Raw genomic sequence first — 24,899 nt, forward strand, 5'->3', positions numbered from 1 at the left:
GGTCGCCGGTCAGGGCTGGACGATCTCCAGGTCCTGCAGGAGGCTGGGGTGTTGGGGCTTCCAGCCGAGTTCCTGGCGGGCTGGTCGCTTGCGAAGATCGGGCCGAGGGCCGAAGGTCTGGGTGGGCACCGGTGGGTACCGGCTCGACCGGCAGGCCCAGTCGTCGGCCGGTGACGGTGGCGATGTCGCGGACCTGGTCTCCCTCGTCGGCCACGCCCGGCTACGGGCTCCCGGCAAACGCGCCTTTGCGCAGCTGAGGTCCTGGCGACTCTTACGGCGAGCCCGGTGTTCCACACGGTGTATCGGTACCGCCGTCCAAGCCATCCACACACTTTTGACCTGCGACTATTCAGGATGAAAAGGGTTCAATTACCGCATTCATTCCTGTTCGACCAATCTCCGAATGCCGAGATCGAGAAACTCGCGAGAGTTTCCTTTGAGTCGGAGCAGAGTGGCTGCCTGTAGTGGAGTTTCCATTTCGTCCAGTTCGATGAGAGCTACCCGTGATGGCCGTCCTGACTTCTGTGATTCAAGTGCGAATTGAAGTTCAGAAGGGCACCACGTGCTGGTGTGGTAATTTCTACTCCAGAGGGCGACGAAGGTGTCCGCTTCTTGTATTGAGGCTTCCAGTTGATCGGGTAGACGATGTCCGATCTTGACTTTTTCTTCGTCTCTGAATATAGCCCGCCCGAGCCTCCTGAGGAGTACCTCAACGTGGTCTGCCGTGGCGCAGTCACCCCAAGAGTAACTAAGGAAGTATGAATGAACGCTGCCGCTGCCCCGTGCTGCTAGTTTGGTGGCGAAGGCAACCATCCGCTGCGCGGATTCTCTAGTGGGTATCTTCCCCAGACGCGGGACTGCCTCATGATAGGTGTGCTGTGCAAGGGGAAAGACTTCGACCGAAGTCCCACCATATTCTCTGATAGCGAGAGTCGGAATATGATTCGACGCAGCATAGCTCCCTAGGATGCGTGTGCTCACGCCCCCGCCGAGCACAACGAGAAGATCTGCTGTGCGGAGAGCAGCGAAGTGCGAAACAATCCAATGATGCCGACTGCTTGCATCAGCGTAGTTTTCCACCTTGATTATATGCAGGTTATCTGGAGCATCCGAAAATTCGGGTTCATATCCAGCATTGGCCTGATCGACCGGAAATTGAACCTCGATGTGGCACTGAGAATCAGGGTGAGAGCGGCAAAACTCCGAATAGCCCTCGAAAATATAAGGATCGATTGTCCGGCGGGATGAACTTCCAATGACTGCTCTGTGGCCATCGGCGGCGAGAGCCCAGCCTAATTTTCTTCCGGCCTCAAAAAGAGGTGCATGGTCCGACAGGATTGGTTGGTCAAGGCCGGGGACATGATTGGGTAATGATCCCACGATGAATACGCGCATGGATGCTCCAAAGTGTCGCAACGCTCACCTGACCACAGAGCGATGGTCTCAGCTTGTAGGGGGTGACGGCTACTGTAACCGTGAGATTGAGGGCGCTCTGCACTCTCAGTGGACGTTAAGTCCGATCTTTCTCGGTTCGTGATCGCTCGATCGAGGTACTGATCGTCGGGCCGGCCATCCGCTGGGCATGTGCATGCTGAGATGCGGGCATGGAGCGAGGGCCGTACCCCAGCGACTTAGCGGACGAGCAATGGGCGTTGATCGAGCCGATGATCACGGCCTGGAAACTGGACCGGGTGGCACGGTCAGCGACCGGAGATCCCGGATCCTGCGATCTGCGGGAGGTCGTGAACGCGATCTTCCACCAGAACCGGACGGGCTGCCAGTGGCGCTACCTGCCCCATGACCTGCCAGCCTGGTCGGCGGTGTTCTACTACTTCGGCCTGTGGCGCCAGGACGGCCTTGACCAGCGGATTCAGGAACTCCTGCGCTGCCAGGTACGGGAGAAGGCCCGGCGATTAGAGGACCCGTCCCTCGTGATCCTCGATACCCAGTCCGTGCGCGCGGCCGCGGGTGTCCCGAAGACCACGACGGGACTGGACGCCAACAAGAAGGTGTCGGGCCGCAAGCGGGGCCTGGCCGTCGACGTTCTGGGGCTGATCATCGGCGTTGTCGTGCTGGCCGCTTCGGCCCACGACAACGCCGCCGGCACCGCCCTGCTCGACCAGGCGGCCGAGCGGTGCGGGATGCGCCTGGAGAAGGCCCTGGTGGACCAGGGCTTCAAGGGCGAGGTCCTCATCCACGGAGCCCTGCTCGACATCGACGTCGAGGTGGTCCGCCGCAACCCCGATGACCAGGGCAAAGGCTTCGTCCCGCAGCCCAAACGGTGGATCGTGGAGCAGGTCAACGGCACGTTGATGCTGCATCGCCGCCTGGCTCGCGAGTACGACCACCGACCCGACACCTCCGCCTCGCGCGTCTACTGGGCCTCCATCGCGAACATGACCCGCCGCCTCACCGCGCCCGCCCCGGCCTGGCGCGACACCCTCGGGCTGGCCGCGTGAACGTCACCGAGCTCCTGGCGGACCTCCAGGCCCAGCACGACGAGACCGCCGCCCGGACCGGTGAACTACGCGACCAGATCGAGCACTTGACCGCCGCGCTGGCCGAGACCGAAGCGCGACTCGCGGACCTGGTCACCGCCCGGAAGGTCATCGCCGAACTCGCACCGGTAGGAGGCGAACCCGATCGACCCGAGACGAACACCACCTACCAGACCATCGTGAATGCCTTCACTCAGCACCCCGACCAAGAGTTCCGAGCCCGTGAGCTGCACGAACTCCTCGGCATGCCCACCGACGAGGCGTCCGTCAACATCACCCGCAGCCGCCTCGGACGCCTCACCCGCCAAGGCTTCCTCACTCAAACCGGACGAGGCCGCTACGAGAAGCGGACTTAACGTCCGCTTATGAGGTGCACATGGGACTTGGTGACTCACCGGGGAGGTAGGTCGCCCATTCCTCGGCGGTGAGATCACGGCGGACAGCGAGGCATAGCTTCTTGATTGTGTTTGCTTGGTCAGAGGTCGCGACGTTCCACAGTCGCACCGTGTTGTCGCTGCTGCCGGTGGCTAGCGTGCGGCCGTCCGGACTGAACACCGCCGCCCATATTGTCCCGGTGTGGCCAGCGAGGGAGGCACGCTGCGCTTGGGCGTCGACGTTCCACAGTCGCACTGTGTTGTCGTCGCTGCCGGTGGCCAGCGTGTGGCCGTCCGGACTGAATGCCACCGCCGACACGGGGCGGGTGTGACCGTTGAGGGTGGCGCGGTTCTTTCCCGTGGTGACGTTCCACAGTCGCACCGTGCTGTCAACACCGCCGGTGGCCAGCGTGCTGCCATCCGGACTGAACACCATCGCCCACACACGGTTGTTGTGGCCGGTGAGGGTGGCGCGGTTCTTTCCCGTGGCGACGTTCCACAGTCGCACCGTGCCGTCGGCGCTGCCGGTGGCCAGAGTGCTGCTGTCCGGACTGAACGCCATTCTCGACATTTCAACCTCATGGATGTGTCCAACGAGGACGGCACGCTCCGCTTTTGAGGTCACGTCCCATAAGTGCACCATAGGCTCGTCATCGTTAGCGGTGGCCAGGGTGCGCCCGTCGGGGCTGAACACCATCACCGAGGGTTGGGCGGGGCGGGCGGTGTGGCTGACGAGGATGGCACGCCTCTTGCCCGAGGCAATGTCCCACAGTTCCACCGTGCCATCTTCGCCTTCGGCGGCCAGAGTGCGGCCGTTGGGGCTTAGCTTGATCATTAACCTCGCTGCTGTTTCAGGCGGACGTGTTCGGTGAGGGTTTCGACTCGTTTCACGGTCTTCCCCGGCTCGTGACGCGGGGCTGGCCTGCGGTTCTTCGAGCCGGGTGGGCGTCCGGGGCCGGGCTTGGAGGGTCTGGGCACGTCGGCGGGACGGGCTGTCTTCACGCGGAGGTGGCGAAACCCCCGGCGGACCCGGGCGGGGGTAAGTCGGCGCGGCTCGGCGGGCCGTTCCCAGGGGCGGCGGAGGTCCTCGGCGAGGGGCCGGGCGAGGCGGAGTTGTGTGTGGGCGGCGATGATCAGCCAGGTCCACAGGTCGGCCGTGTGTGGATCACGGACCTTGGGGACGGTCCAGCCCAGGGTCTGTTTGAACAGCCGGAAGGTGTGTTCAAGATCGAATCTGCGGAGGAACGCCTGCCACCGCAGGTCGACGTCCTGTCCGGTCATTCCGGTGCGCGAGGACCACAGCCACACCGGCTTGGGGTCGCGGTCGCCGGGCAGGTGCCCGACCTTCAGCCGGATCAACGTGCCGTGGATTAAAGGGAGTTCACCGCAGTGGTCGAGCCAGGGGCCACGGGCCTGCAAGCGGGGGTGCATCCGGTCCCAGGCGAGGGCTTCGGCCTGGCCGTAGCGGGTGGTGTCGCACATCGTGGCCTGTTCAGGGGTGTGCCACGACTCCGGCTTGGAGAAGGTGAGGACGCCGCCGTGCTTGCGGGGCTGTCCGCCGCGTGGGGTGGAGCGGCGTGGGCCGGCGTCCCGGAGCATGACGCGGTCCGAGCGGAGCCGGCCGACCAGCTCGACGGGCAGGTCGGCCAGGACGTAGGCGAGGCGGGTGACATCGTAGCCGGTGTCCATGACGACGAGGATGTCCGCGTCGCCCGGCCGCCACTGCCCGGCATGCACCAGCCGGGTGACCACCCGCCCCAGCGGCGATCCGCTGGCGGATCAGCATCTGCAGCTGGGCCCCGCCGCGATCGGATGCGGCTGCAGCGACCGCGAGATCGCCACCCGCGCCAGGATGCCCCGCCAGCCGGTCCAGGCGCTGCGCGACGACCTGGTCGCTGGGGCGGCCCGCCAGCGCCAGCAACATGTCACCAAAGTACTAATTTGCCATCTTCTGGGGTCTGCGCCGGTTCAGTCCATGTCGTTCCACGTCCACGCAGGTGCAGCGCTCCCGTCAGGTTCACGTCCAAGTCGGAACTGCTCCCGGTTTCCTCCGAGGTCGATGAACAGATCGAAGTGCCCCGCAGCAGGAAGCCGCTCGATCAACGCGGTGATCTGCTCGTTCGCCCCGGTCTCCCGCAGCTCCCCCAACAGCAGGCCGACGGCGTGCGAGTTGTTGAGGGTGACGTGTGCGGCGGGGTTGCGGGCGAGCAGCACGGTGATCTGCTCGTCCGCACCTGCCTCCCGCAGCTCTCCCAGCAGCGTGGCGACGGCGTACGGGTTGTCGAGGCTGACGTGTGTGGCGGGGTTGCGGGCCAGCAGCACGGTGACTTGCTCGTCCGCGCCGGCCTCCCGCAGCTCCCGCAGAACCAGGCCGACGGCGTGCGAGTTGTTGAGGGTGACGTTCGCGGCGGGGTCTCGGGCCAGAAGCACGGTGACCTGCTCGTCCGCACCGGCCTTCCGCAGCTCCCGCAGCAGCGTGGCGACGGCGTGCGGGTTGTCAAGGGCGAGGTGCATGGCGGGGTCTCGGGCCAGAAGCACGGTGACCTGCTCGTCCGCACCTGCCTCCCGCAGCACATACAACAGCACGCCCACGCCGGCCGGGTTGTCGACCGTGACGTGTGCCGCGGGGTCGCGGGCCAGCAGCGCGGTGATCTGCTCGTCCGCCCCGGCCTTCCGCAGCATCTGCAAAAGGGCGCCGACCGCGTACGGGTCGTCGAGGGCGACATGCGCGACGACCCGCTCGGCCAGGGCGTTGACCTGCTCGTCGGCCCCGGCGGCCTCGCGCAACTCCCCCAACAGCAGGCCGACGGCATACGGGTTGTCGAGGCTGACGTGTGCGGCGGGGTCGCGGGCCAGCAGCGCGGTGACCTGTTCGTCCGCCCCAGCCTCCCGCAACTCCTGCAACAGAAAGGCGGCGGTGTGCGGGTCGTCGAGGGCGACGTGCGCGACGACCCGCTCGGTCAGGGTGTTGACCTGCTCGTCGGCCCCGGCTTCCCGCAACACCCCCAACAGCAAGCCGACCGCATTCAACTGCATAGCGACGGTGTGCCGGTTTTCGAGGGTGACGTGTGCGGCGAGGTCTCGGGCCAGCAGCACAGTGACCTGCTCGTCCGCCCCAGTTTCCCGCAACTCCCGCAACAGTGACCAGACGTCATGAGGGTCATCGAGGGTGACGTGTGCGGCGGGGTCGCGGGCCAGCAGCGCGGCGACCTGCCCATCTGCACCGGCCTCCCGCAGGGACTCCAGCAACCTCCTGACGGTGTGCGGGTCGTCGAGGGCGACGTGCGCAACGACCCGCTCGGACAGGGTGTTGACCTGCTCGTCCGCCCTTGCCCACCGCAGGTCCCCCAACAGTGAGCAGACGTCGTACGGGTCGTCGAGAGCGACGTGTGCGGCGGGGTTGCGGGCCAGCAGCACGGTGACCTGCTCGTCCGCCCCAGCCTCCCGCAACTCCTGCAACAGAAGGCTGACGGTGTGCGGGTCGTCGAGAGCGACGTGCGCGACGACCCATTGGGCGGGGTGGTGGTCGGTGGGGTGCAGGATGTGGAGACGGCGGACGAGGGCAAGCGCGGCGTCGGAGTCGCCGTGGGTGGTGGCATGTTTGTGGAGTTGGACGGCGTCTCGGTACAGGCCACGGTCCCAGGCAGCATTGCCGAGTCCGGTCAGGTCGGCGGGGTGTGCGTGGTGGGCGGCCGCGGTCCAAAAGTCGACGGGAGGAACGGTCTCGGCGCGGTGGCGACGGCCGTGCTGCTCAAGGTAGTCGGCCAGCAAGTACCGAGGCCCCTGCGGACTGGGGGCGGGCCAGTCGGCGGGGATCCCGCTCGCGGCGGGCCGCCGGTAGGTGCGCTGGTTGCGTGGGCCGCTGGTGGTGACGAGGGTGAGGATGCCGGGGATGCCGTTGCAGGGCGTGGTGACGTAGGCGAGGGCCTGGGTCAGCCAGTTGCTGTCGAGCGTGTAGTACTCGTCGTCGTCAAGATAGCCGGGGGCGGCGTCGGCGAGCCAGTCCAGCGGGAGGTGAAGGCCGGCACCCAGGCGGCGGGCGTCCATCGCGGCGTGGATGAGGGCCAGGGTGGCTCCCCGGGCTGCGTCGTAGCGGTCCATCAGATGGGGCACGCCAGCCAGATACTGAGTGATCTGTGTGCCCTTTGCGTGCTGGGCGGCCTGCGCAAGGCGGGGGTCGGTGGCATCGAGTGCGGTCAGGTCGGCTGGGGTGAAGGCGTCCGGGACGTCGATCTTGTGCCCGCTGAGTAGTTCGCGGGCGCTGGCGCGCCGGTCGGGGCTGGCGCGGGTGGTGAGGGTGTCCCAGTGCTCGGTCCACAGGGTGCCCAGGACCAGCACGGGGGCCCGTGAGGGATCGTTCAGCAGTTCCCGCAGTCCCGCCGCGACCTGCTCTCCGAGCGGGTCCGGGTCCAGGTAGTGCTGGGCCTCGTTGAGCCACACCACGGTCTTCGGGGCGATGTCTGTCAGTGCGGCCAGGGCCGCCGCAGGGGCGGTGGGGCTGAGGGGATGCCACAGTCGCCAGCCGTCCGGCAACTCGCCGACGGCCTCCCACAACGCGCGGGTCTTGCCCGTGGATGATCCTCCGACCAGGACCGTGATCCCGCTGTGCCCGGCTTTTGCCGCGTCGACCGCCTCCTTCAGGCGCGCGTCGTGGTTCCGCGGGATATAGGCGGGCAGGTCCCCGAGCCGGTCGCGGGCACCGCCGGTGTCCAGCGCCGGGTGGATCCCCAGGCCTCCGTCCAGGACGAGCCGGACATCGCCGCGGAGTTCGCTGATCGGGCGTCCCGCCCCCTTCGCCATTCCAGCTTGCACCCACAGTTCACGTACCCGCCCCGCCAGATCCGGTGCATCCCAGGCGGCCCGGCGGGCCAGCACCGTGGCCACGGCCGCCACATCGGCCTGCTGCCCGGGCCGTTCGTCGGTGATGATGCGATGGATCGTGTCCCGGCTAGGTGACCCCGTCAGGCCGTCGTCGTCGGCGATGTCCCCGGTGATCTCATCCAAGCTGGGGGCGCCCGCAGCCAGATACACCTCGCACAGCAGCTCCTTGAGCTGGCGCAGCGCTGGCGGCCATCCCACGCGCGCCCGCTTCAGCGGCCGCTGCCGCTTCGGATTCTCCTTCGGGCCCGGTCGCCCGCCCCCGGTGTCGCCACTCATCGCACCATCGTCGCCGCTCGGGCCCTCCGCCACGGTGTGAACAGCACTAATCCCGGGGTCTGTTGAGGGCACGTCGCAACTCGGAGGCGATCTCCTCGGGGGTCTCAGTGTGGACAGCAAGCCGGCCGGCTGTCCCATCCGCCCACCACACTGTCTGTGGAGGACTTCATGTCCCGCCCGCGTTTGACCCGCCGTGAACGCCTCGCCCTGGCCGGAGCAGCCCTGTCCGGTGCCGTCTCCGGCATCGTCCGCCCCGTCGTCACCTGGCTCCTGGAACACCTCACCTGAGCCCACACCCCGACCGCACGTACGTCAGGCCATAGCCCGTGAACTTCACGGGCTATGGCCTGACGTACGGCATACATGCCTGTCCCTGCACCCGCATTACCCTCTTGAACTGCTAGAACTCCCAAAAACGCTAATGCCGGCGCTCCGGGAGCCTTCGGCGAGCGGGTGCGACGCAAGGCCAAGCGGCTCGCCGACGAGTATGACCGGCGTACCCGTCAGCGTCGGTCCGGCTCGGCGCCGTCGCAGTGACCGCGCGCCCCGACCCGACCCACTTCTTCTTCCTTGCGCCATCATGAGGGGGCCCTCGGTCAGACTCAGGTCGCCGTCCTGCTGCCGTCACGGCATCGGACGGATGGACATACTCCTGGGCATGAGGATGCACTTGCCGGCACAAGAGCCAGACGAGGGGACTGAGGCGTAATGGTCGTGCGCATCTCCTGGCGACACTTGGTGAATGTGATCGCTATGAGGAACACCGTACGGTCGCTTGAGCGGCTGCGGGAAACGCGTGAGGGCCTTGCTCGAGCACGTGAAGCCGAGAGGGCAGTCCTGTCGGAGCGTGCGCGGCTGGAGCAAGTGCGCGAACGGATGCGAAACAGCCCTGGAGCGCTGCCACCGCCGGCAGAGCAACAGGACTGATTCCGACACGGTGACCGGCGAAGCCTGCGAAATCGACATCCTCAAGGAGATCTTCCACAGACCTCCCACACTCACGGACGCCGGGCCCACCCTGTCCAGGGACGACGCCGTCGGGCTGAAGGTCCGCGCCCTGCACGACCGCGGCTTCCCCCGCGATGTCATCGACGTCTTCAGCGCCCGCGAGCTGTACACGATCGGGGAGCTCGAGCGTCTGGGTGCGCAGCACGACGAGGAGTTCGACCTGGAGGAACTGCACGGCCGGCTCGAAGCGGTCGACTTCACCTCCGACCGCGAGTACGCCGCGTACGGCATGAGCCCTGAGCAGATCATCGAACTGCGGGCGTGGGTGCAAGACTGGCTGGATGACCTCGGTCTGCGTCTGGCCGAGCCGTACGACGAGGATGAGGACAGCGGCTGACGGTTCCCGCGCGGACGTGCCACTGTCGCCGCCACCGACCCCAGGGTGAGGGCTGGGCCGCGGGCGGGCTCACCTCGGCGGCGCGGACAAGATTCGGCCGGACCAGGCTCTCCGGGCATCAACCTCCTTGCTGCGTGGGCAGGATGCGCTCATGACCTTCGACTGGAAGACGCCGCCGTGGCACCGGAGCGAGGACTGTACGCATATGGCGGTGATGCTCACCCATGCCGGCGGTGGACAAGTCGGTGTCACCACGGAGAGCGTGCGCGGTGACAACGCCACCGAGGCACTCGCCGACCTCCTCATGGGCCCGGGGGGAGTGCTGCTGCCCGGCCTGGTCGCTGTAGTCGTCCGGCGCGGCATCGACGTGATGTGGATGGCACAGCCGCCCATCCAGATAACGGCAGCAGGCGACGGCCAGTGGAACATCGCCGTCGAGGGGGCGAAAGAGGGTGAAGTGACCGCATTCTCCGCTGACGACGTGCACGACTTGCTCACCCGCCTGCAGGCTGCATACCCCGCCGGGTAACCCCGCCGACGAGAGCATCCTCGGGCCCTCGTACAGGAAGATGTACGAGGGCCCGAGCCGCGGGCACCGATCTCGGCATAGGGACGCACGAAGTCCCCGCCGCCCAGGTGCGCGAGGGCGACAGCGCTGAGGACGCCCCGTGCGGCTCGGCTCTTGACCGCGTGAATGACCATGATGGGGGCGCCGATCCAGACGCCGCCAATGTCCTCAGGCTTCGTCGCGTTCGTCGGCCATCCCGGCTCCCTTCGGGTTCGTCGCCGTCGCCCGCCCGGTTCCGCTCGAGATCTCCTTCGACCCCTGACGTGTCGTCCTCCAGGTCCACGAACCGGGTCTCGCCGTGGCCGGAAGCGAGGAACGCGTCGACCGCAGGAGCGGCGCCGCGGGCCTGCCGACCGGTTGGCCGTCTTGTTTCAGGCGGAGCGTGGGTGCTGGCCCGCGGGGCGGGGCAAGGTGAAGGTGGTGCGCGATCCCAGGTGTTGATCGGCCTGGGCGGGGCCGTGCCAAGGACCCTGGGGAGGGACGGACGTGGGGCTGTTCACGCAGAGCACAGCGGACGGCGACAACGAGGGCGCGCGGGGGCCATGGCTTGAGCAGGCCGCTGGGATCGGGGAAGCCGACTTCGACCAGGCGGAGTTCGTCGATGGCTATGCGGTGCTGCGGTGGGAGACCGGCCAGGGCGGCGTCGGGCTGGTGCACTCGCTGGTCGACGGCAACGCCAGCCCTCAGACGGTCATACATGCCTTGCGCCGACGTCATGGCGAGCGCCTTGCGGATTGGTACGCGTGTGTGGTGGCGGCGCAGACCAGCACGCAGGTGACACAACCGTACGTGCCCCAGCTCCTTGCCTACGACATCGACGGGGGCGGCAAGCAGTACGAGACGACATGGGCTCAGCTGGCGACGGTGCTCGGGCAGCGGGCGCCGTACTGGTTTCACGCGGTGCGCGACCGCGACGCGATTGCCGCCTGGCGCCCGGGCGTCCCGCCGGCGGTCGTGCCCGCACGCGACATTGTCACCCCGGTCGCGGCGCTCGCGGAGCTTGCCGCCGACGAACCGGACGGCTCACCGGCTGCGGAGGTGTGCTGGTACTTGGCCCGGGAGGTCCGCCGCCGGGGGTATACCTCGGCCACTCGAAACATCGCCGAGCTGCGCAAGAACGCCGCCGACGGCGGGGACGGCGCCCACCTCGTGCTCGGTGCGGTGCCGGCCCCGGTCCTCCGGCCTGAGCCGCAGGAGCCGTCGGAGGTGGTCCGTCGCGCGGGCTGGCTGAGTGTCACTGAGCGCCGGGATGTCCTCGCGCACCGGGTCGCGGAGTTCGCCCGGGGTTGGGATGGCGGCCAGGACTGGCACACCGGTGCCGTGGCCAGCGTGCGCCCGCAGTCCTGCAACACCGCTGGCGAGTGGGCTCAGCGCCTGGTCCCCGCCGACTCCGGCCAGTCTCCCACCGTGCTGGAGAAGATCCTGCTGCACAACGGCCGCGACGCCGACACGGACGTCCTCCTCCACGATCCTGTCGCGGCTCTCCCGGTCCTGAGTCGCGCGCCGGGTTCGCGTAATGCCAGCCTGTTCACGTACACCCTGCAGCGGCTGCCTACCCGCTCGCCGCTCGCCGAGCTCATCTTGAGCAGCAACATCTGCTGGGTGCGCACCCAGGACGGCGCCCTGTGGCTGGCACCTGAGAGGGACGGCTGGGGAATCGGTTTCGGTTACTCGGGCAACGGCTGCCACACTCTGGCCCGCCTGATAGACGTCCTCCTGGACGACATTTCCGCCCCTGCGGTCAAACCTGAGGACCCCGCAGCACCGCAGGGCCTGTTCCAACTGCTACAGGGCACTCCCCGTGACGGCACGACTACGTACACCCGGGCCCAGTTGCAGGCCGCTCGTGCTGCATAACCGGAACGCTCCGTCGGCGGGATCCTGGCGGTCCAGATCCTGTTCTCGAGGCTGCAGCAGCGTTCCGGACGTGAAGGTCCCCTGCGGTGGTGCCGGATGGCGGGTTGCCTGGAAGGGGTGGGTCCTCGCGTGTTAGCCCGCGGAATGCGCCGCGAGCTCACCGTGAGCGCGGTACCCGTGGCTGGTTTCATGGGCCGAGCAGCGCGAAGTACCGGTCGCGGGCTTCTTGCTCCAGGTCGCGCTCGATGGTGCGGACCACGTTCAATGCGGCGTTTTCCACCGCGGCCGTGTCGATGTGTCCGAACGAGGCTTCCCCTCCGAGCGCGATGTCCAGGCCCTTTAGCTGGCGCAGGGCGCTCCCCTTCTGGCCGGTGGGCGCCGGTGACTCAGCTCGCTCATCAACAAACACAGCGTCCACGAGATGTTCCAGGGCGTTGCGCACCGTGCGCAGCAGCGGATGCCCGACTTCGGGCTCGACCCCTCGTTCCGTCTGTAGGCGGGCGCGCCACTGCTCCAGCTGGAAGGCAGCCCAGACCAGCGTGTGCTCGGAGGCCCACTGCTCGCGGAAGTCGCGGGCCAGGTCCTCCTCCGTGGGGCTCCACTCCTCCATACGCTCGTAGTTGCGGTCGTTCACCGCCGCCCGCTCGCGGACGTCCCGGTACGGCTTCGGCCCAGACCCGGACGAAGAACAGCGCGTGCTCCTCGTTCTGGCGGGTGGCTGCTGAGAAGGATGAGAATTCGACCATGTACGAACTGCCGCTCATCCCACGGCCCGCGGGCGGCAGGTTTTTTGAGGCACTACTCCGCGGGGAGTGCGCACTGCGACGAGTGGTGGCAGGGCGACATGGGGCCCCGCTCACCTCGAGTGCGAGGGCTTCGGCCTTACCGTCACCCCATCGCTGCGTAGTCCTGCGGTGCCTGGCGAAGGATCTCGACCATCTGGTCTTCGGCATTCGTCCGAACGGCCACCGCCGACGCACTCGCGATCTTCTGGAACAGGACGTCGGCGGGGATCGGCGGCAGGCCAGCGAAGAGAGGATGATGGTCTGCACCAGCTCCTTCGCTGAACTCGCGGTGCAGCAGCCACACCGCCTCGGCGAACATGCCGTAACTGCTCTGGTGTTTGCTCCACAGGCACCGCAGCGCGTCGCCCCCGAAGTCCCGCTTGATGAATCCCCAGTGGTAAGCCATCTCAGCTGTCTTGTCCGGGAAATTGCCGTCGTTGAGGTACCTGATCCAGTCGTTCAGGATGTCCCAGCGCAACGCGTTGACGATTACCCCGGTCGGCGCTTCGCTCAGGCGTAAGTCGGCCAGGAACTCACCATCGGTTGTCATACAGCGACGGTAGCGAGAAATGCGGCCGCCCCGCCATGGCGCCTGTCCCTTGGCCGACTTCCGCTCGACTCTGTATGCCCCATGTCTGGGGGAGGGGAAGGCAGGCTGCGCAGTTCCGGGCAGCCCGCCCCAAGGGGGCAGTTACCACGGAGTCAGAGGGTCTCGAGTAGCGCGCTCTCGTGTTCGGGACGGCCCGCGCGCCGCAGCGCAAGGACCAGATCGTGGCGTTTACTCACCGCGAGTACGGTGCGTGCCGCCTTGAGGACGTGCAGCGTCTCGTGCTCGCTCAGCCCTCCGAGAACGGGGGGAATGCGATCTGGCGGGCGCAGATAACTCACGTCGATCAGGAGCTGATCGGCCTGGAAGGGAGACACCTTGCGCAGGATCTGTACGACCTGAAGCAGGCTCTCCGCAGGGCGATGGGTAGCGATCTTCTGCAGCAACATGCGAGGCAGGCTCAGGCCGTTCCAGGCGTCCATGACGGCAGGGATGTCGGCGGCGTTCGTCACCGTGCCCACGAGGTTGAGCAGGTCGTCGGCGTCGGCGTCCTTCCCGCACCAGTAGAGCAGCTCGACCAGGTTCGCCACGAGCTCGGGCTCGCTGGCGCGGATGATTTCCTCGAACGTGTCCGGATGCTCGCGTGCGGCGTAGAAGACGTCCAGGACCTCTTTGCGAAGCGCAGCAGCGTGCGCCTCCCGGTCGTACGGTTCGTTCGTCGCGGTGCCGCTGTGTGCGGAGTTGTCCGTCAGCGCGCTGCTGGTGGCGGGGTTGTCCGGCGAGTTGTCCCGGTGCATTTCCCCGGCGAGTCGGTCGAGCCGGTCGGCTCCGTCGTCCAGGCGCCGGGAGGCCTTGGCCAGGGCCTGGTCGATATCGTCCAGCCCCGCCCCCGGCCCGCCGTGCGTGGTCTGTTCCTGCTCGAGTACAGGAAGGGTGCCGGCGTTTGTGTCGGAGGATGTGCCACGGAGTTGATCGAGTGCCGCCTGCAGGACGCGGACCTGTTCGGCGGCCTCCTCTGCGAGGCGGTCGGCCCGGTGGCGTTCCGCACGGGCCCGCTCCAGCTCCGCCTCGGCTGCCTTGCGCTGCTCCTCGCTGCGGGTGAGCTCGGCCCGAACCTGGTCGAGCGGCCGCAGCGCGGCAGAACGGGCAAGGGGCCGGTCGCGTTCGGCCTGCAGGGTTTCGACGTCGCGCCGGAGCCTTTCCACCATCGTCAGCAGGACCAGGACCAGCTGATTGGCGCTGGCCCGCGCGTTTTCCAGCTCGGTCGCCCGTTCCAGGGCGCGAACGAGCTGGCCCTGCGTGGCGAGATGCTGTCGCTGCACAGCCACCAGTCCCGCCGTGTTCTCGGATGGTGCACCGCGCTCGGAGAGCTGCTCAGATGGCGACGGGGCCGCCCCGTCGGCCGACGGGGGACTACCGCGGCCCGACGTCAGGGCGCGGGCCTCGAGCAGCAGACGATCCCGTCCGGCAGCATCTGTTGAGCACACATCGGCGATCGCCTCGACGAACTCGTCGTCCAGGGCAACACCGGCCAGCCGCGCCGACACTGTCGTGCGGCTGGGAACGCGGCCGCTGGTGAAGTGCTCTCTGGTCAGTCCTTTAAGCACGTCGTCAAGGCGCAGGTCTCGGCGGTTCAACCAGCCGCGCAGCAACCGCGCCCGATCGTTGGCCTGCGGCGTGGGTCCCTTCAGCGGCCCCCACGGACGGGTGCGCCGACGCCCTTCGATCAACGTGTACTCCTCGGCAACTCACGGACAACCGGCCCTTGTTCGCACTTGTCCGCACCGGAACGCGAACAAGTAGACCGGCTCATCTCAGCAGATGCAGCGTTACGGCACACACCGTCACCCCGACGCATCCGTTGGCCAGGACCGTGCACCACCAATGCCTACATATTCTGGAGGCTCCGCCCATGCCTGAACCCCTGGATCGTGCTGTCGCCCTCATCGCCGAGGGGCTGCTGACCCAGTTGCCCGCACAGCTGATCACCGCGGTCGTCATCGCTGGGGCTGGCGTATGGGTGCGGCGCCGCACGCGAACCCCAGTGAATCCGGCCGCGCGCAGCGGCGAAGACCCCGGCCGCCAGCGTGCACGACGGCAGGACGATCAGTAGTCCGCACGCGCTTCCTGGGCGCGTGCGCCAACCGTGACACAGAACGAGGTTGAGCAGCGGCTACGCGTCGCCTTCTTCGTCGTCGGGGTGCTCGAGGTCCTGGTTCAGCACACGCAGCAGGGCGTGAGCCAGGAGGATCGCTGGCAGAACAAACTCCGGACGATAGGTGTCGGGCGACGCCTCGTGCGCTCCCAGGTGGCGGTTGAAGGTGTCCTGGGTGGCGCCGGGCCCGAAGGCGTTCCGCATGCCCGCCAGCACGAGGTAGGGCTTGAACTGCAGGAGCTTGAGGTCGCCCCAGTCGTCCGCGTCATCCAGAGCACTGCTGATAGTGCCGTGATGGCTTCCCTTCAGGTACGCGACCTGGGGGAAGGAACGCCGGATCCAGGCGTTGCCGTGCCTCTTCATCGTGGTCTCGAGCACATTGCCCGCCAGGGCCTGGGCTCCCTCGCTGAAACCGGCCCGCGCGGTGTGAGAGGCAGAGCTCAGGAGTGTGACCAAGTCGGTGAGCTCGGGGTGGGTGATGATCTTGAGGCTGGCATCGATGTCGTCGAGAACGTCGTCGCGGCGTTCGCAGAGGAGGGCGTGGCGCTCTGTGCGCGTGCCGAGGGGTAGCAGGGCCTTCACAATCTCGGTCCGGGGTGCCCATGCCAGGGACAGTCCGTCATCCGCGCCCATGTCCAGGACCGTGGAGAGGTCCCCAGTGTCGAGGCCGCTGAGGTTCGCCGGCAGGAAGAACGCCGCTGCCGCCGCGAGCTGGTCCAGCAGCGTGCGAGGGAGCGACACACTGCGCACGACGTCGTTGATGCGACCGTGCCAGTCGGAGATCGCGTTGAGATCGCCTGGGAGGGCGAGGACAGGCCCGGCGATCTCCTGGTACCGGCGTTGGGCATCCAGGGCAGCCTGATACGCCCCGGTGGTCAGTCCCATCGAGCGACGAGTGGACTCAAGCCAGCGAGTCTGGCGAAGGAGCGGCGCCCACTTCCTATCGATGGAGTTGAGGACAGCCGCGGTCCGCGCGGCCGACTTCATGAAGCCGGGCAGACCGATGCTGGAAGCGGAGCCTTTCCGCGCTTCCGCTTCTTGATCGAAGTCTTCTGCTCTGTCTTCGGCGCCCGAGGGGGCCTCGTCGTTCATGCGGGCATGATCCCCGTTCCGCCACAGCAGGGCACCCCCATTTGTGGCTGCGGGCCCCAGCTGCAACCACAACCAGCGCCCGCACCGCGTAGCCACGGCAGCCGTTTCGACTCAGCTGACAGGAGCCGGGGTGATCGTCAACACCTCCGGACAACCAGGTCCCGGATGCCCCGACCCAGTCAGTACTGCTGCGCTCGCCCACTGAACTTCTCCCTTCTCCCGGCTGGCCTGGTGCCAGGCCCGGGCGCCCAGGGCCCAGCGGCACGGCGGAAGCCGGTCAATGCCTCGTAGGACGATCAGTGGCCACGTTAGCCAGCCCCCTGTGACCGGAGAACAGCATGTCTTCAGCTGGAAGGCTGATAGATCGTCCTCACTCCGGAGTTTCCGTAGACGGCGGGATGTCACGGCACTGTTCCTTGCACCGCCAGCGGCCTGGCCGACAGACCGGGGCCCTACGTCGAGTCCTCACGGTGAACCCTTCGGGTACCGGGCAGGCAGACCCTCGGCCAAGGGGTGGTGCCGCTGGTACCGTCGCTCGTATGGACCAGAACGGATCGCCTGTGCCGTCCTTCGGGCCGGAGGAGTACGCGCGCGTCGCGGCAGCCGCCGACCTCGTCGGCAAATCCCCCCAGGACTTCGTCCGCGAAGCGGCGCTCAAGGCTGCCGAGGACCCGTTCCTCAAGGCCCTCGGCAAGACCCGCGACCGCGTCCCGCAGCTCGCCGACGTCTTCGCCACCCAGGACACCCCCGCCGCCGACACCAGCACGGACGCGTGGCCCGACCCCGCGCCCATGGGCAGCCGCGACCTGCACGAGTCCCAGCGGCACGGTCACGCCGCGTGACCCGGTTCCTCACCCCGCAAGAGCTCCTGCAGATCGCGCAGACCCTCCCGGGCGACCCGGCCTGTCTCGACCTGGGCGTGCTCGACGGCGCTTGCGCTCGAGTCGAGGCCCACTACATGGGCCGTGACGTGTACGCGAGCGACTGGCTGAAGGCTGCGGCCATGCTGGAGAGCATCGCGCTGCACGAGCCGCTCGAGGCGAAGAACGAGTTCTTCGCCTGGCTGATCGCCGAGACGTTCCTCAACACCAACGGCGTCACCCTGGACTACGAGCCGGAAGAAGCCCTCGCGCTCGTCATGCGCGCCAAGCACAAGGGCGCCCGGGTCCAGGAGATCGCCGCGCAGCTGCGCGCCTGGTCCGCCAGCTGAAGTCGCGAGCGCAGCCGGGTCTACCCCTTCTCGCCATCATCGGGCACCGCGAGAGCGATGGCCTGCTCGTCCTCCGCCTTACCGCAGCACTCAGTCGCTCGATAAGAGCGCCGTGTCCGCAGCGGCGCCGCCCGCGAGGCGGTTCTCCTGCGCAGCCAAGGTGGGTGCGAGAGCCCCGACTGCCTGCTCGCCGTCCTGCCCTACCGCACTGGAGCAGGACGGCCCTTGCTGGAGATCGATCACATCGAGACCACGCCCAGGGCAGCCGCGACCACCCAAGCTCCATGATCGCACTGTGCCCCAACTGCCATGCCACAAGACCCGCGGTGCGGACCGTAGCGCACTGCGGGAGCTACTGAGGAGCGTGGCAAGGGCCCTGGACGCTGTCGTGATGCAGCAGGCGCAGGACAGTCCACGCCTGCCTGTTTGCTCCTGCAGTGACGTCTTCGACCGTCAGGCGGGTTCAAGGAGATCGACAACGGAAAGCCCGGTCTCCGCCAAGCGAGTTCCGGCATCAAGTCCTGCTGCCTGATCACCCACTGACAACTCGGCTCATTGTGATTGGTGTGGGACAGGCGCAGGCGCCGAAATTCTCACTACTCCTGCGCTCGCTCAAGGACCACAATCTCGCTTGTCATCCCCAAGATAGCGGTGCGGTCGTGCACATCAAGCGCGGAAACCGGCAACGGTGTGTAGGCCACTGCTATGGAACGTGCTGAAACCAGGTCCCATAGCCGCACCGTGCGGTCGAAGCTGGTGGTGACGGCGTGCGGGCGGCCGTCGATCTGCGCGACCACCACCGCGTTCACCGAGTCGGTGTGGCCGGTCAGGGTGGCGCGTTCGGTTCCCGCCTCCAAGTCCCACACCCGCACCGTGCGGTCGAAGCTGGCGGTGACGGCGTGCGGGCGGCCGTCGATCTGCACCACCACCACCGCGTACACCGGACCGGTGTGGCCGGTGAGGACGGCGCGTTCGGTTCCCGCCTCCACATCCCACACCCGCACCATGCCGTCGTCGCTCGTGGTGACGGCGTGCGGGCGGCCGTCGATCTGCGCCACCACCACCGCGTACACCGAGCCGGTGAGGGTGGCGCGTTCGGTCCCCGCCTCCACATCCCACACCCGCACCGTGTCGTCGCTGCTGGCGGTGACGGCGTGGCTGCGGCCGCCGATCTGCGCCACCACCACCGCGTACACCGGACCGGTGTGGCCGGTCAGGGTGGCGCGTTCGGTTCCCGCCTCCAAGTCCCACACCCGCACCGTACGGTCCTTGCTGGCGCTGACAGCGTGCGGGCGGCCGTCGATCTGCGCCACCACCACCGCGTACACCGAGTCGGTGTGGCCGGTCAGGGTGGCGCGTTCGGTTCCCGCCTCCACATCCCACACCCCCACCGTGTCGTCGCTGCTGGCGGTGACGGCGTGCGGGCGGCCGTCGATCTGCACCACCACCCCGTTCACGGGTCCGGTGTGACCGGTCAGGGCGGCGTGTTCGGTTCCCGCCTCCACATCCCACACCCGCACCGTGTCGTCGCTGCTGGCGGTGACGGCGTGCGGGCGGCCGTCGATCTGCGCGACCACCACCGCGTTCACCGAGTCGGTGTGGCCGGTCAGGGTGGCGTGTTCGGTTTCCACCTCCAAGTCCCACACCCGCACCGTGTCGTCGCTGCTGGCGGTGACGGCGTGCGGGCGGCCGTCGATCTGCGCGACCACCACCGCGTTCACCGAGTCGGTGTGGCCGGTCAGGGTGGCGTGTTCGGTTCCCGCCTCCAAGTCCCACACCCGCACCGTGCGGTCGTCGCTGGCGGTGACGGCGTGCGGGCGGCCGTCGATCTGCGCGACCACCACCGCGTTCACCGAGTCGGTGTGGCCGGTCAGGGTGGCGCGTTCGGTTCCCGCCTCCAAGTCCCACACCCGCACCGTGCGGTCGTCGCTGGCGGTGACGGCGTGCGGGCGGCCGTCGATCTGCGCGACCACCACCGCGTTCACCGAGTCGGTGTGGCCGGTCAGGGTGGCGCGTTCGGTTCCCGCCTCCACATCCCACACCCGCACCGTGTCGTCGCTGCTGGTGGTGACGGCGTGGCTGCGGCCGCCGATCTGCGCCACCACCACCGCGTACACCGGACCGGTGTGGCCGGTCAGGGTGGCGCGTTCGGTTCCCGCCTCCAAGTCCCACACCCGCACCGTACGGTCCTTGCTGGCGCTGACAGCGTGCGGGCGGCCGTCGATCTGCGCCACCACCACCGCGTACACCGAGTCGGTGTGGCCGGTCAGGGTGGCGCGTTCGGTTCCCGCCTCCACATCCCACACCCGCACCGTGTCGTCGCTGCTGGTGGTGACGGCGTGGCTGCGGCCGCCGATCTGCGCCACCACCACCGCGTACACCGGACCGGTGAGGGTGGCGCGTTCGGTTCCCGCCTCCAAGTCCCACACCCGCACCATGCCGTCGTCGCTCGTGGTGACGGCGTGCGGGCGGCCGTCGATCTGCGCCACCGCCATCGCGTACACCGAGCCGGTGAGGGTGGCGCGTTCGGTTCCCGCCTCCACATCCCACACCCGCATCGTGCCGTCTCTGCTGGTGGTGACGGCGTGCGGGCGGCCGTCGATCTGCACCACCACCACCGCGTACACCGGTGCGGTATGGCCGGTGAGGGTGGCATGGTGTGCGGGGTTGACGAGGGTGCCGGTGGCCCAGCGTGGTGTCCAGGGGCGGCTTCGCGACAGGCAGGCGGCGAGGTGGCGTTGCTGGTAGCGGGCGGCGTCGATGGCGAGGATGTCACGGCGCTGGTTGAGGGTGAGGGTGATGTGGATGTTGGCGGAAGCGCGGTAGATGGCGGCGGCGAGGCGGGCGTCGGCCGTTTGCATGGCCGGAGTGTGCAGGGCGAACGCGTTCAGGAGGTGAGCGGGGTAAGCGTGGACGAGGTACTCGGCGTCTCGTACGAAGTCGTTGAGGATGTCTCCTGCGGCGGCGTGGGTGGCGAGGTGGCGGGGGATGTAGGGGTGGGCCGCGGGCCAGTCGGTGAGGTTGGTTGCTGGGTCGGTGGGGACGAGGCGGGCGAGGGTGCGGGCGATGAGGGCATGGTCGTCGGCTTCGCGACCGGGGCGGCGCAGGTGTTCGGCCATGGTCTCGTGGAAGAGGCGGTAGGCAGATCCGTCAGGTGAGGAGGTTTCGGTGATGTAGGCGCCGGCGTGGGTGTGGAGCCAGTCGAGGTCGTCGTTGGAACACGACACGCCGGAGAGGGCTTCGGCGAGCGGTGCCCAGAGGGTGGACCAGGGCAGCCCGGCGCCCTGGGCGTAGGCGAGTGGGCGCAGGAGCCGTTCGGCTTTGGGACGCGCGGGGCCAAAGCGGTCGAGGTAGGCGGCGAATGCCTCCCCGGCGTCACTGGGCAGGCGTTCGTGCCAGCCGGGCTGGCCGGTGTCGATGTGGATCTGGCCGTGGACGAGAGCGCGCGCGGTCATCCGTGCTACCAGGAAGGACGAACCGGCGCGCCGGGCGATGCCTTCAGCGACGGTAGCTGCCAGATGGGGCCGGTCACGGTAGGGCGAGCGGGAGTGGGGGTCCTGGGCGTCTTCGAGGAGGGCCTGGGCGTAGACGGAGATGTCGCCTGTGGTGAGGTAGGGCGGCTTGTCGAGGTCGATGAGATGGACGGCGCGGCCGAGGGCACGGATTTGCGGGTGGCGTGTGCCGATCACGAGCCGCACGGCTGGCAGCACGGACAGGGGCTGGAGGAGTTCACGGGCGACGCGCAGGCTCTCGCGGGCATCGCCGGCTGTGCCGGCCTCGTCCAGGGAGTCGACCACGACAGCCACCGGGTCGGTGCGGGTTCCCAGGACGGTGAGGATGTCGTCACGGCCAGCATCGGCGGACAGGCCCAGGGCCGCGGTGAGGTCGGCTATCAGATCCTCCAACGGCGCACGACGCGCGTGCAGCACGATCACCGGCAGGGAGATAGGCCGTTGCGGACTGCCTCCGTTCGCCGATGATGCCTGGTGCGGCGCTGCGGGCGGGGGTCCTACAACCGGGTGCGGGTGTGCGGGGTCGCAGTGCGTCAGCAGGCGTCCCAGCAGTGCCGACTTGCCGGAGCCGGGTTTCCCGGTGACGACGCGGGCCTTGCGGTCGTGCTCAGCGGCGGGCGTGGTGAGGAACGCCTCAAGTTCGTCCAGCGCGCGGGTCCGGCCGGTGAAGTAGTCGCCGTACTCGCCGGCATGCTCCAGGCCCTTGCTGCGCGGTCCGAAGAACCCCGCGTGCTGGTGGCGCAGTCGGGCCAGGGCGGCGAGGTCGATGCCGTCTTCGGGCAAGCCGGGGATGAAGGGGTGGCTGGGGAAGAAGGGGTCCTTGCCGTCGGTCTCGGACGTGGTCAGCCGGGCCTGCTGGAGCGGGCGGTGTTCGGCGAAGTAGGCGTTGATGCGGTCGGTGACTTCTCGCACGCTCATGAACTGCTGGGTCGGACCGTGGCGGGGGTGGGTGAACGCATCGGTGAGGGCATCCACGAACGCGTTGTCCTTGGCGCGGTCTTTCGCCCGGGCAGCCGCCAGGTGCCACCGGTTGGCCGTGTCCCGGTGAAGGTGGGCGAGGTCCCCGGCCATCCGATTGATGTCCTGCGTGCCAGCCGCGGCGTAGCAGGTGTCCAGCATGACCAGCAGATGCCCGGCCCCGCTCATCACCAGCGGGCGTGCCAGGTCCTCGGCTGGCAGGGCCCGTGCTCGGCGGCCGGCCTGGCTGTCGGTGCACTGGAGGTAGTGACGGTCCTCGGCCCGGATGCCGTGGCCGGCGAAGTACATGACCACGATGTCCTGCGGGCCGAGCAGCGCCTCCTCCGCCCAGTTCTCGATGTCCTCGGCGAGCATGGCTCGCGTCGGGTTGCGGACGAGGCGGGGAAGCACGTGGGTGTAGCCCATGGGCTCCAGCAGTTCCCGTACTCGTTTCGCGTCCCGCACCGCACCGGGCAGATCAGTGATCCTGGAGTCCTGGTAGGTCTCCACCCCGGCAGTGATCAGGAAACGGCGCCCGTCCTCCTGGCCCGGCTGGTGGGACGGCTGTGGTGCGGAGGCCATCGCTACTCCTGCAGGCCAGCGGCGATCGCGGACGCGGTCTTCGGCGCCGTCAGATACCGCTGGAGATCATGCATCTGCACGCCGTTGGTGATCGTCCGGTCGGCCACTGCTCCGGCAGGCCCGGGCGCGAAGTGAGGTTCCAGGGTGTTCACGAGGGCGACGATGTCGCCGGGATCAGCGATGTTCGTCCACCGCATCACACTCCCCGGCCACACCCCGCGGCCCTGGGCGGGCAGAGGGCTGAGGCGGCGGAAGATCACTGGCAGGCCCAGCGGCGAGCCCACCGTCACCAGGTCCGTCACCGGCCACTGCGGATGCTCGCACAACGCCTCGTACGCAACCACGGACCCCAGCGAATGCGCCACCACCACCCTGGTGTCCGCGCTGATCTCCGCCGCTACCGCGGCGCGCGCCGCCTGCCAGACGGGTGGCTCGTCCAGGTAGCGGCGTACCTGCTTCAGCTCACCGATCAGCATGCGCTCCGTCACCGGCTTGAAAAACCGTGCCCCCGACAACGCGTCCAGGGCCGTCCGCACCCGCTGCGACAACAGCAGCCGCGACGCACCGAACGCCACGGCACCGCGGGTGTCCTCCTCGTCGGCGGGAGGAACCTCGTCGTCGATCGCCGCGGCCTGCTGCCACCACGCGTCCAGCAGGTCCGCTTCCAGTCCTTCCTCGACATCGTGCTCATCCCAGGGCGGCAGCTCGTCGGACCGCGTACCCGACTCGACGAACACGTTCCCGTAAAATGCACACGCGACATCGTCCGGCGCCAACCGAATCCCAGCGGCCAAGCGCACGCCGTCACGCAGCGCTGTCCCCAGCCGCAATGACAGCAACTCCGGCCCCTCGTACTGCTGGCCGATCCCATGGACAAGCACAATCCGCGCCATCGCACCCACCCCCGAACGCGAACCCCGAGCCACACAGGCTAACGATGCGTTCACCCCATTGCAGGCAAATGGACAGTCCACCGCCCTTCGACGAGCACGGGCCGCCGCGACATCGCGACCCGGCTGGCAGCCCTCGCCCCAGAGCCAGCGTGGGACCAGCGGGCCGGGTAAGGCCGGTTCCCATGCCGCGCCATCCACCGATTGACGCACCACCAATTTCCGGATCACGCCGAGCGGGCGATGCCTGGGGCGGCCGTCAGGTCCACCCTGCCGCGCGCATCATGCTCACCAACGCGCGCTCGGCGGCCTCCTCCTCGTCCTGGTCCACCTCCACGCTCTCCCAGCCTGCGGCGTACCGCAGCACGTTGGACAGCGTCTCGCGGTCGGCAGCGCCACCCGGGCCCTCGAAGGGCGAGTGCAGGACCGTTGACAGCGCCTGCCGCACCCAGTTGGCGACGGTGGCCTCATCTCCCTTGGGCATCCACGGGTAGTAGGGCACTCGCCCAATTTCGCCCAGCGCCTCCGTGAGTGCTTCGAACTTCGGGCTGGGACGCGGGCCGGCCGCGTGGTCGAGTGCGGCGGTGAACTTGGCGAGCAGCGCGAGGTCCGCTTCGGCCACCTCAATGGAGGTCAGGTGCACCACGTTCCCTCCGTCGGGTCCGATCAGCAGCAGGACGTTGGGCGTGGGCGGGAGGATCTCATCCACCATCCCGTCCGCGAACTCCTCCGTCCCCTGGGGCAGCGCGTCGCGCACCCGGTAGTACGCCTCTTCGACGTCCTCGATCGGCGCGCCCGGGATCGGCACTCCTCCGCTGTCTCGGTAGCCCATCAGCTCCCCCGCATGGTCCAGGACCACGTCCATTCGGAGCCTCAGGAGCAGGTCGGCCAGTTCGTACAGGCCGGGCAGGGCGTCCTGGACGAGGGGCAACAGCAAGCGGGTGGGGGTGTGACACTGCTGGCCGTCAGCTCGGGTACGGTCGTTTGCCCGCAGCGCCGCGGTGTACCGCGCGCCGGTGGCCCGGCTCTGCTCACGGATCTCACGCGTGCGCTTCCGCGACTTCTGGGGTCGGCTTGTAGGCATGTCTGACTCCGTATAGCGGCGCACCCCACGCGGACGCCGCCCTGAAGGCAGCCAGATTCGGATGCACGATGCGTCGAAGGACGGCTTGGCCTACTAACGAGGACTCCTGCGTGGCGGAAGACCTCTTCAGCGTCGGCGGTCGCGGCCGCCTGCCCCGGCAGCATACCGTCAACGGCTGCCGGGACAGACCTTCAAGGTCAGCTCATCGCCCCTTTGACCCGCATCTCGAGCAGACCCCTAGACGTTGGCCAACACCTTCTCGACCCCGCGATTTGCACCGCCGTCT

Annotated in this window: 18 protein-coding genes and 3 pseudogenes; 9 read left to right on the plus strand and 12 right to left on the minus strand. The window is 68.2% G+C overall.

From position 1 onward, the window contains the following. Window positions 1-9: 9 nt before the first annotated feature. Window positions 10-214, minus strand: a pseudogene (locus OG381_RS48160) (3-beta hydroxysteroid dehydrogenase); the annotation flags it as partial. Here OG381_RS48160 and OG381_RS48165 point away from each other — a divergent pair. Then, a pseudogene (locus OG381_RS48165) lies at window positions 215-358 on the plus strand (IS5/IS1182 family transposase); the annotation flags it as partial. 20 nt (window positions 359-378) lie between these two features. Here the strand turns inward: OG381_RS48165 and OG381_RS48170 are convergent. Continuing rightward, a complete protein-coding gene (locus OG381_RS48170; RefSeq protein ID WP_327722309.1) occupies window positions 379-1,395 on the minus strand; it encodes a toll/interleukin-1 receptor domain-containing protein in 1,017 nt (338 codons plus the stop codon). Window positions 1,396-1,604: 209 nt separating this feature from the next. Between OG381_RS48170 and OG381_RS48175 the strand changes: the two genes are divergently transcribed. Together OG381_RS48175 and OG381_RS48180 are read left to right on the plus strand one after the other, a co-directional pair. Beyond that, window positions 1,605-2,459, plus strand: a complete 855-nt coding sequence (locus tag OG381_RS48175; RefSeq protein WP_327722310.1) for an IS5 family transposase — start codon at window positions 1,605-1,607, stop codon at window positions 2,457-2,459. Continuing rightward, entirely contained in the window at window positions 2,456-2,854 is a 399-nt protein-coding gene (locus tag OG381_RS48180) for a hypothetical protein (protein WP_327722311.1), read from the plus strand. The genes OG381_RS48175 and OG381_RS48180 overlap by 4 nt, the downstream gene beginning before the upstream one ends. Window positions 2,855-2,861: 7 nt before the next feature. On the opposite strand, the gene OG381_RS48185 is transcribed toward OG381_RS48180, so the two are convergent. The 3 genes and pseudogenes from OG381_RS48185 to OG381_RS48195 form a co-directional block, all read right to left on the minus strand. Then, window positions 2,862-3,707, minus strand: a complete 846-nt coding sequence (locus OG381_RS48185) for a WD40 repeat domain-containing protein (RefSeq protein WP_327722312.1) — start codon at window positions 3,705-3,707, stop codon at window positions 2,862-2,864. Then, window positions 3,707-4,645, minus strand: a pseudogene (locus tag OG381_RS48190) (transposase); the annotation flags it as partial. The gene OG381_RS48185 and the pseudogene OG381_RS48190, both read right to left, overlap by 1 nt. 195 nt (window positions 4,646-4,840) lie before the next feature. Then, the gene (locus OG381_RS48195) at window positions 4,841-8,029 is read right to left on the minus strand and encodes a hypothetical protein (protein WP_327722313.1); all 3,189 of its coding nucleotides are present in this window, start codon (window positions 8,027-8,029) and stop codon (window positions 4,841-4,843) included. Window positions 8,030-8,966: 937 nt separating this feature from the next. Here OG381_RS48195 and OG381_RS48200 point away from each other — a divergent pair. The 3 genes from OG381_RS48200 (at window position 8,967) to OG381_RS48210 (ending at window position 11,799) form a co-directional block, all read left to right on the plus strand. Continuing rightward, window positions 8,967-9,374 carry a hypothetical protein gene (locus OG381_RS48200; protein ID WP_327722314.1) on the plus strand — a complete coding sequence of 136 codons (408 nt, stop codon included), beginning with the start codon at window positions 8,967-8,969 and terminating at the stop codon, window positions 9,372-9,374. 151 nt (window positions 9,375-9,525) lie between these two features. Continuing rightward, entirely contained in the window at window positions 9,526-9,903 is a 378-nt protein-coding gene (locus OG381_RS48205; protein WP_327722315.1) for a hypothetical protein, read from the plus strand. A 525-nt stretch (window positions 9,904-10,428) separates the two neighbouring features. Beyond that, window positions 10,429-11,799, plus strand: a complete 1,371-nt coding sequence (locus OG381_RS48210) for a hypothetical protein (RefSeq protein ID WP_327722316.1) — start codon at window positions 10,429-10,431, stop codon at window positions 11,797-11,799. A 187-nt stretch (window positions 11,800-11,986) separates the two neighbouring features. On the opposite strand, the gene OG381_RS48215 is transcribed toward OG381_RS48210, so the two are convergent. From OG381_RS48215 to OG381_RS48225, 3 genes are all read right to left on the minus strand, one after another. Then, window positions 11,987-12,433: a hypothetical protein gene (locus OG381_RS48215; protein WP_327722317.1), complete on the minus strand. Its 447-nt coding sequence runs from the start codon at window positions 12,431-12,433 to the stop codon at window positions 11,987-11,989. 254 nt (window positions 12,434-12,687) lie between these two features. Beyond that, a complete protein-coding gene (locus OG381_RS48220) occupies window positions 12,688-13,134 on the minus strand; it encodes a hypothetical protein (protein WP_327722318.1) in 447 nt (148 codons plus the stop codon). Between the two features lie 152 nt (window positions 13,135-13,286). Then, complete coding sequence (locus OG381_RS48225) at window positions 13,287-14,861, minus strand: hypothetical protein (RefSeq protein WP_327722319.1); 1,575 nt, start codon at window positions 14,859-14,861, stop codon at window positions 13,287-13,289. 182 nt (window positions 14,862-15,043) lie between these two features. Here OG381_RS48225 and OG381_RS48230 point away from each other — a divergent pair, with 182 nt between their 5' ends. Beyond that, window positions 15,044-15,244: a hypothetical protein gene (locus OG381_RS48230; protein ID WP_327722320.1), complete on the plus strand. Its 201-nt coding sequence runs from the start codon at window positions 15,044-15,046 to the stop codon at window positions 15,242-15,244. 60 nt (window positions 15,245-15,304) lie between these two features. On the opposite strand, the gene OG381_RS48235 is transcribed toward OG381_RS48230, so the two are convergent. After that, window positions 15,305-16,378 carry a hypothetical protein gene (locus OG381_RS48235; RefSeq protein WP_327722321.1) on the minus strand — a complete coding sequence of 358 codons (1,074 nt, stop codon included), beginning with the start codon at window positions 16,376-16,378 and terminating at the stop codon, window positions 15,305-15,307. Window positions 16,379-16,917: 539 nt separating this feature from the next. Here OG381_RS48235 and OG381_RS48240 point away from each other — a divergent pair. Next, window positions 16,918-17,220 carry a hypothetical protein gene (locus OG381_RS48240; RefSeq protein WP_327722322.1) on the plus strand — a complete coding sequence of 101 codons (303 nt, stop codon included), beginning with the start codon at window positions 16,918-16,920 and terminating at the stop codon, window positions 17,218-17,220. Next, window positions 17,217-17,588 carry a type II toxin-antitoxin system death-on-curing family toxin gene (locus OG381_RS48245; protein ID WP_327722323.1) on the plus strand — a complete coding sequence of 124 codons (372 nt, stop codon included), beginning with the start codon at window positions 17,217-17,219 and terminating at the stop codon, window positions 17,586-17,588. The genes OG381_RS48240 and OG381_RS48245 overlap by 4 nt, the downstream gene beginning before the upstream one ends. Before the next feature lie 596 nt (window positions 17,589-18,184). On the opposite strand, the gene OG381_RS48250 is transcribed toward OG381_RS48245, so the two are convergent. The 3 genes from OG381_RS48250 to OG381_RS48260 all read right to left on the minus strand — a co-directional run bounded on the left by OG381_RS48250 (window position 18,185) and on the right by OG381_RS48260 (window position 24,613). Beyond that, entirely contained in the window at window positions 18,185-22,639 is a 4,455-nt protein-coding gene (locus OG381_RS48250) for a caspase family protein (RefSeq protein ID WP_327722324.1), read from the minus strand. Between the two features lie 2 nt (window positions 22,640-22,641). Continuing rightward, window positions 22,642-23,532 carry an antibiotic ABC transporter ATP-binding protein gene (locus OG381_RS48255; protein WP_327722325.1) on the minus strand — a complete coding sequence of 297 codons (891 nt, stop codon included), beginning with the start codon at window positions 23,530-23,532 and terminating at the stop codon, window positions 22,642-22,644. A 256-nt stretch (window positions 23,533-23,788) separates the two neighbouring features. Beyond that, on the minus strand, window positions 23,789-24,613 hold the full coding sequence (locus tag OG381_RS48260) for a hypothetical protein (RefSeq protein ID WP_327722326.1): 825 nt from the start codon (window positions 24,611-24,613) through the stop codon (window positions 23,789-23,791). Window positions 24,614-24,899: the final 286 nt, after the last annotated feature.

This window comes from Streptomyces sp. NBC_00490 (assembly GCF_036013645.1).
GTDB lineage: Bacteria > Actinomycetota > Actinomycetes > Streptomycetales > Streptomycetaceae > Streptomyces > Streptomyces canus_F.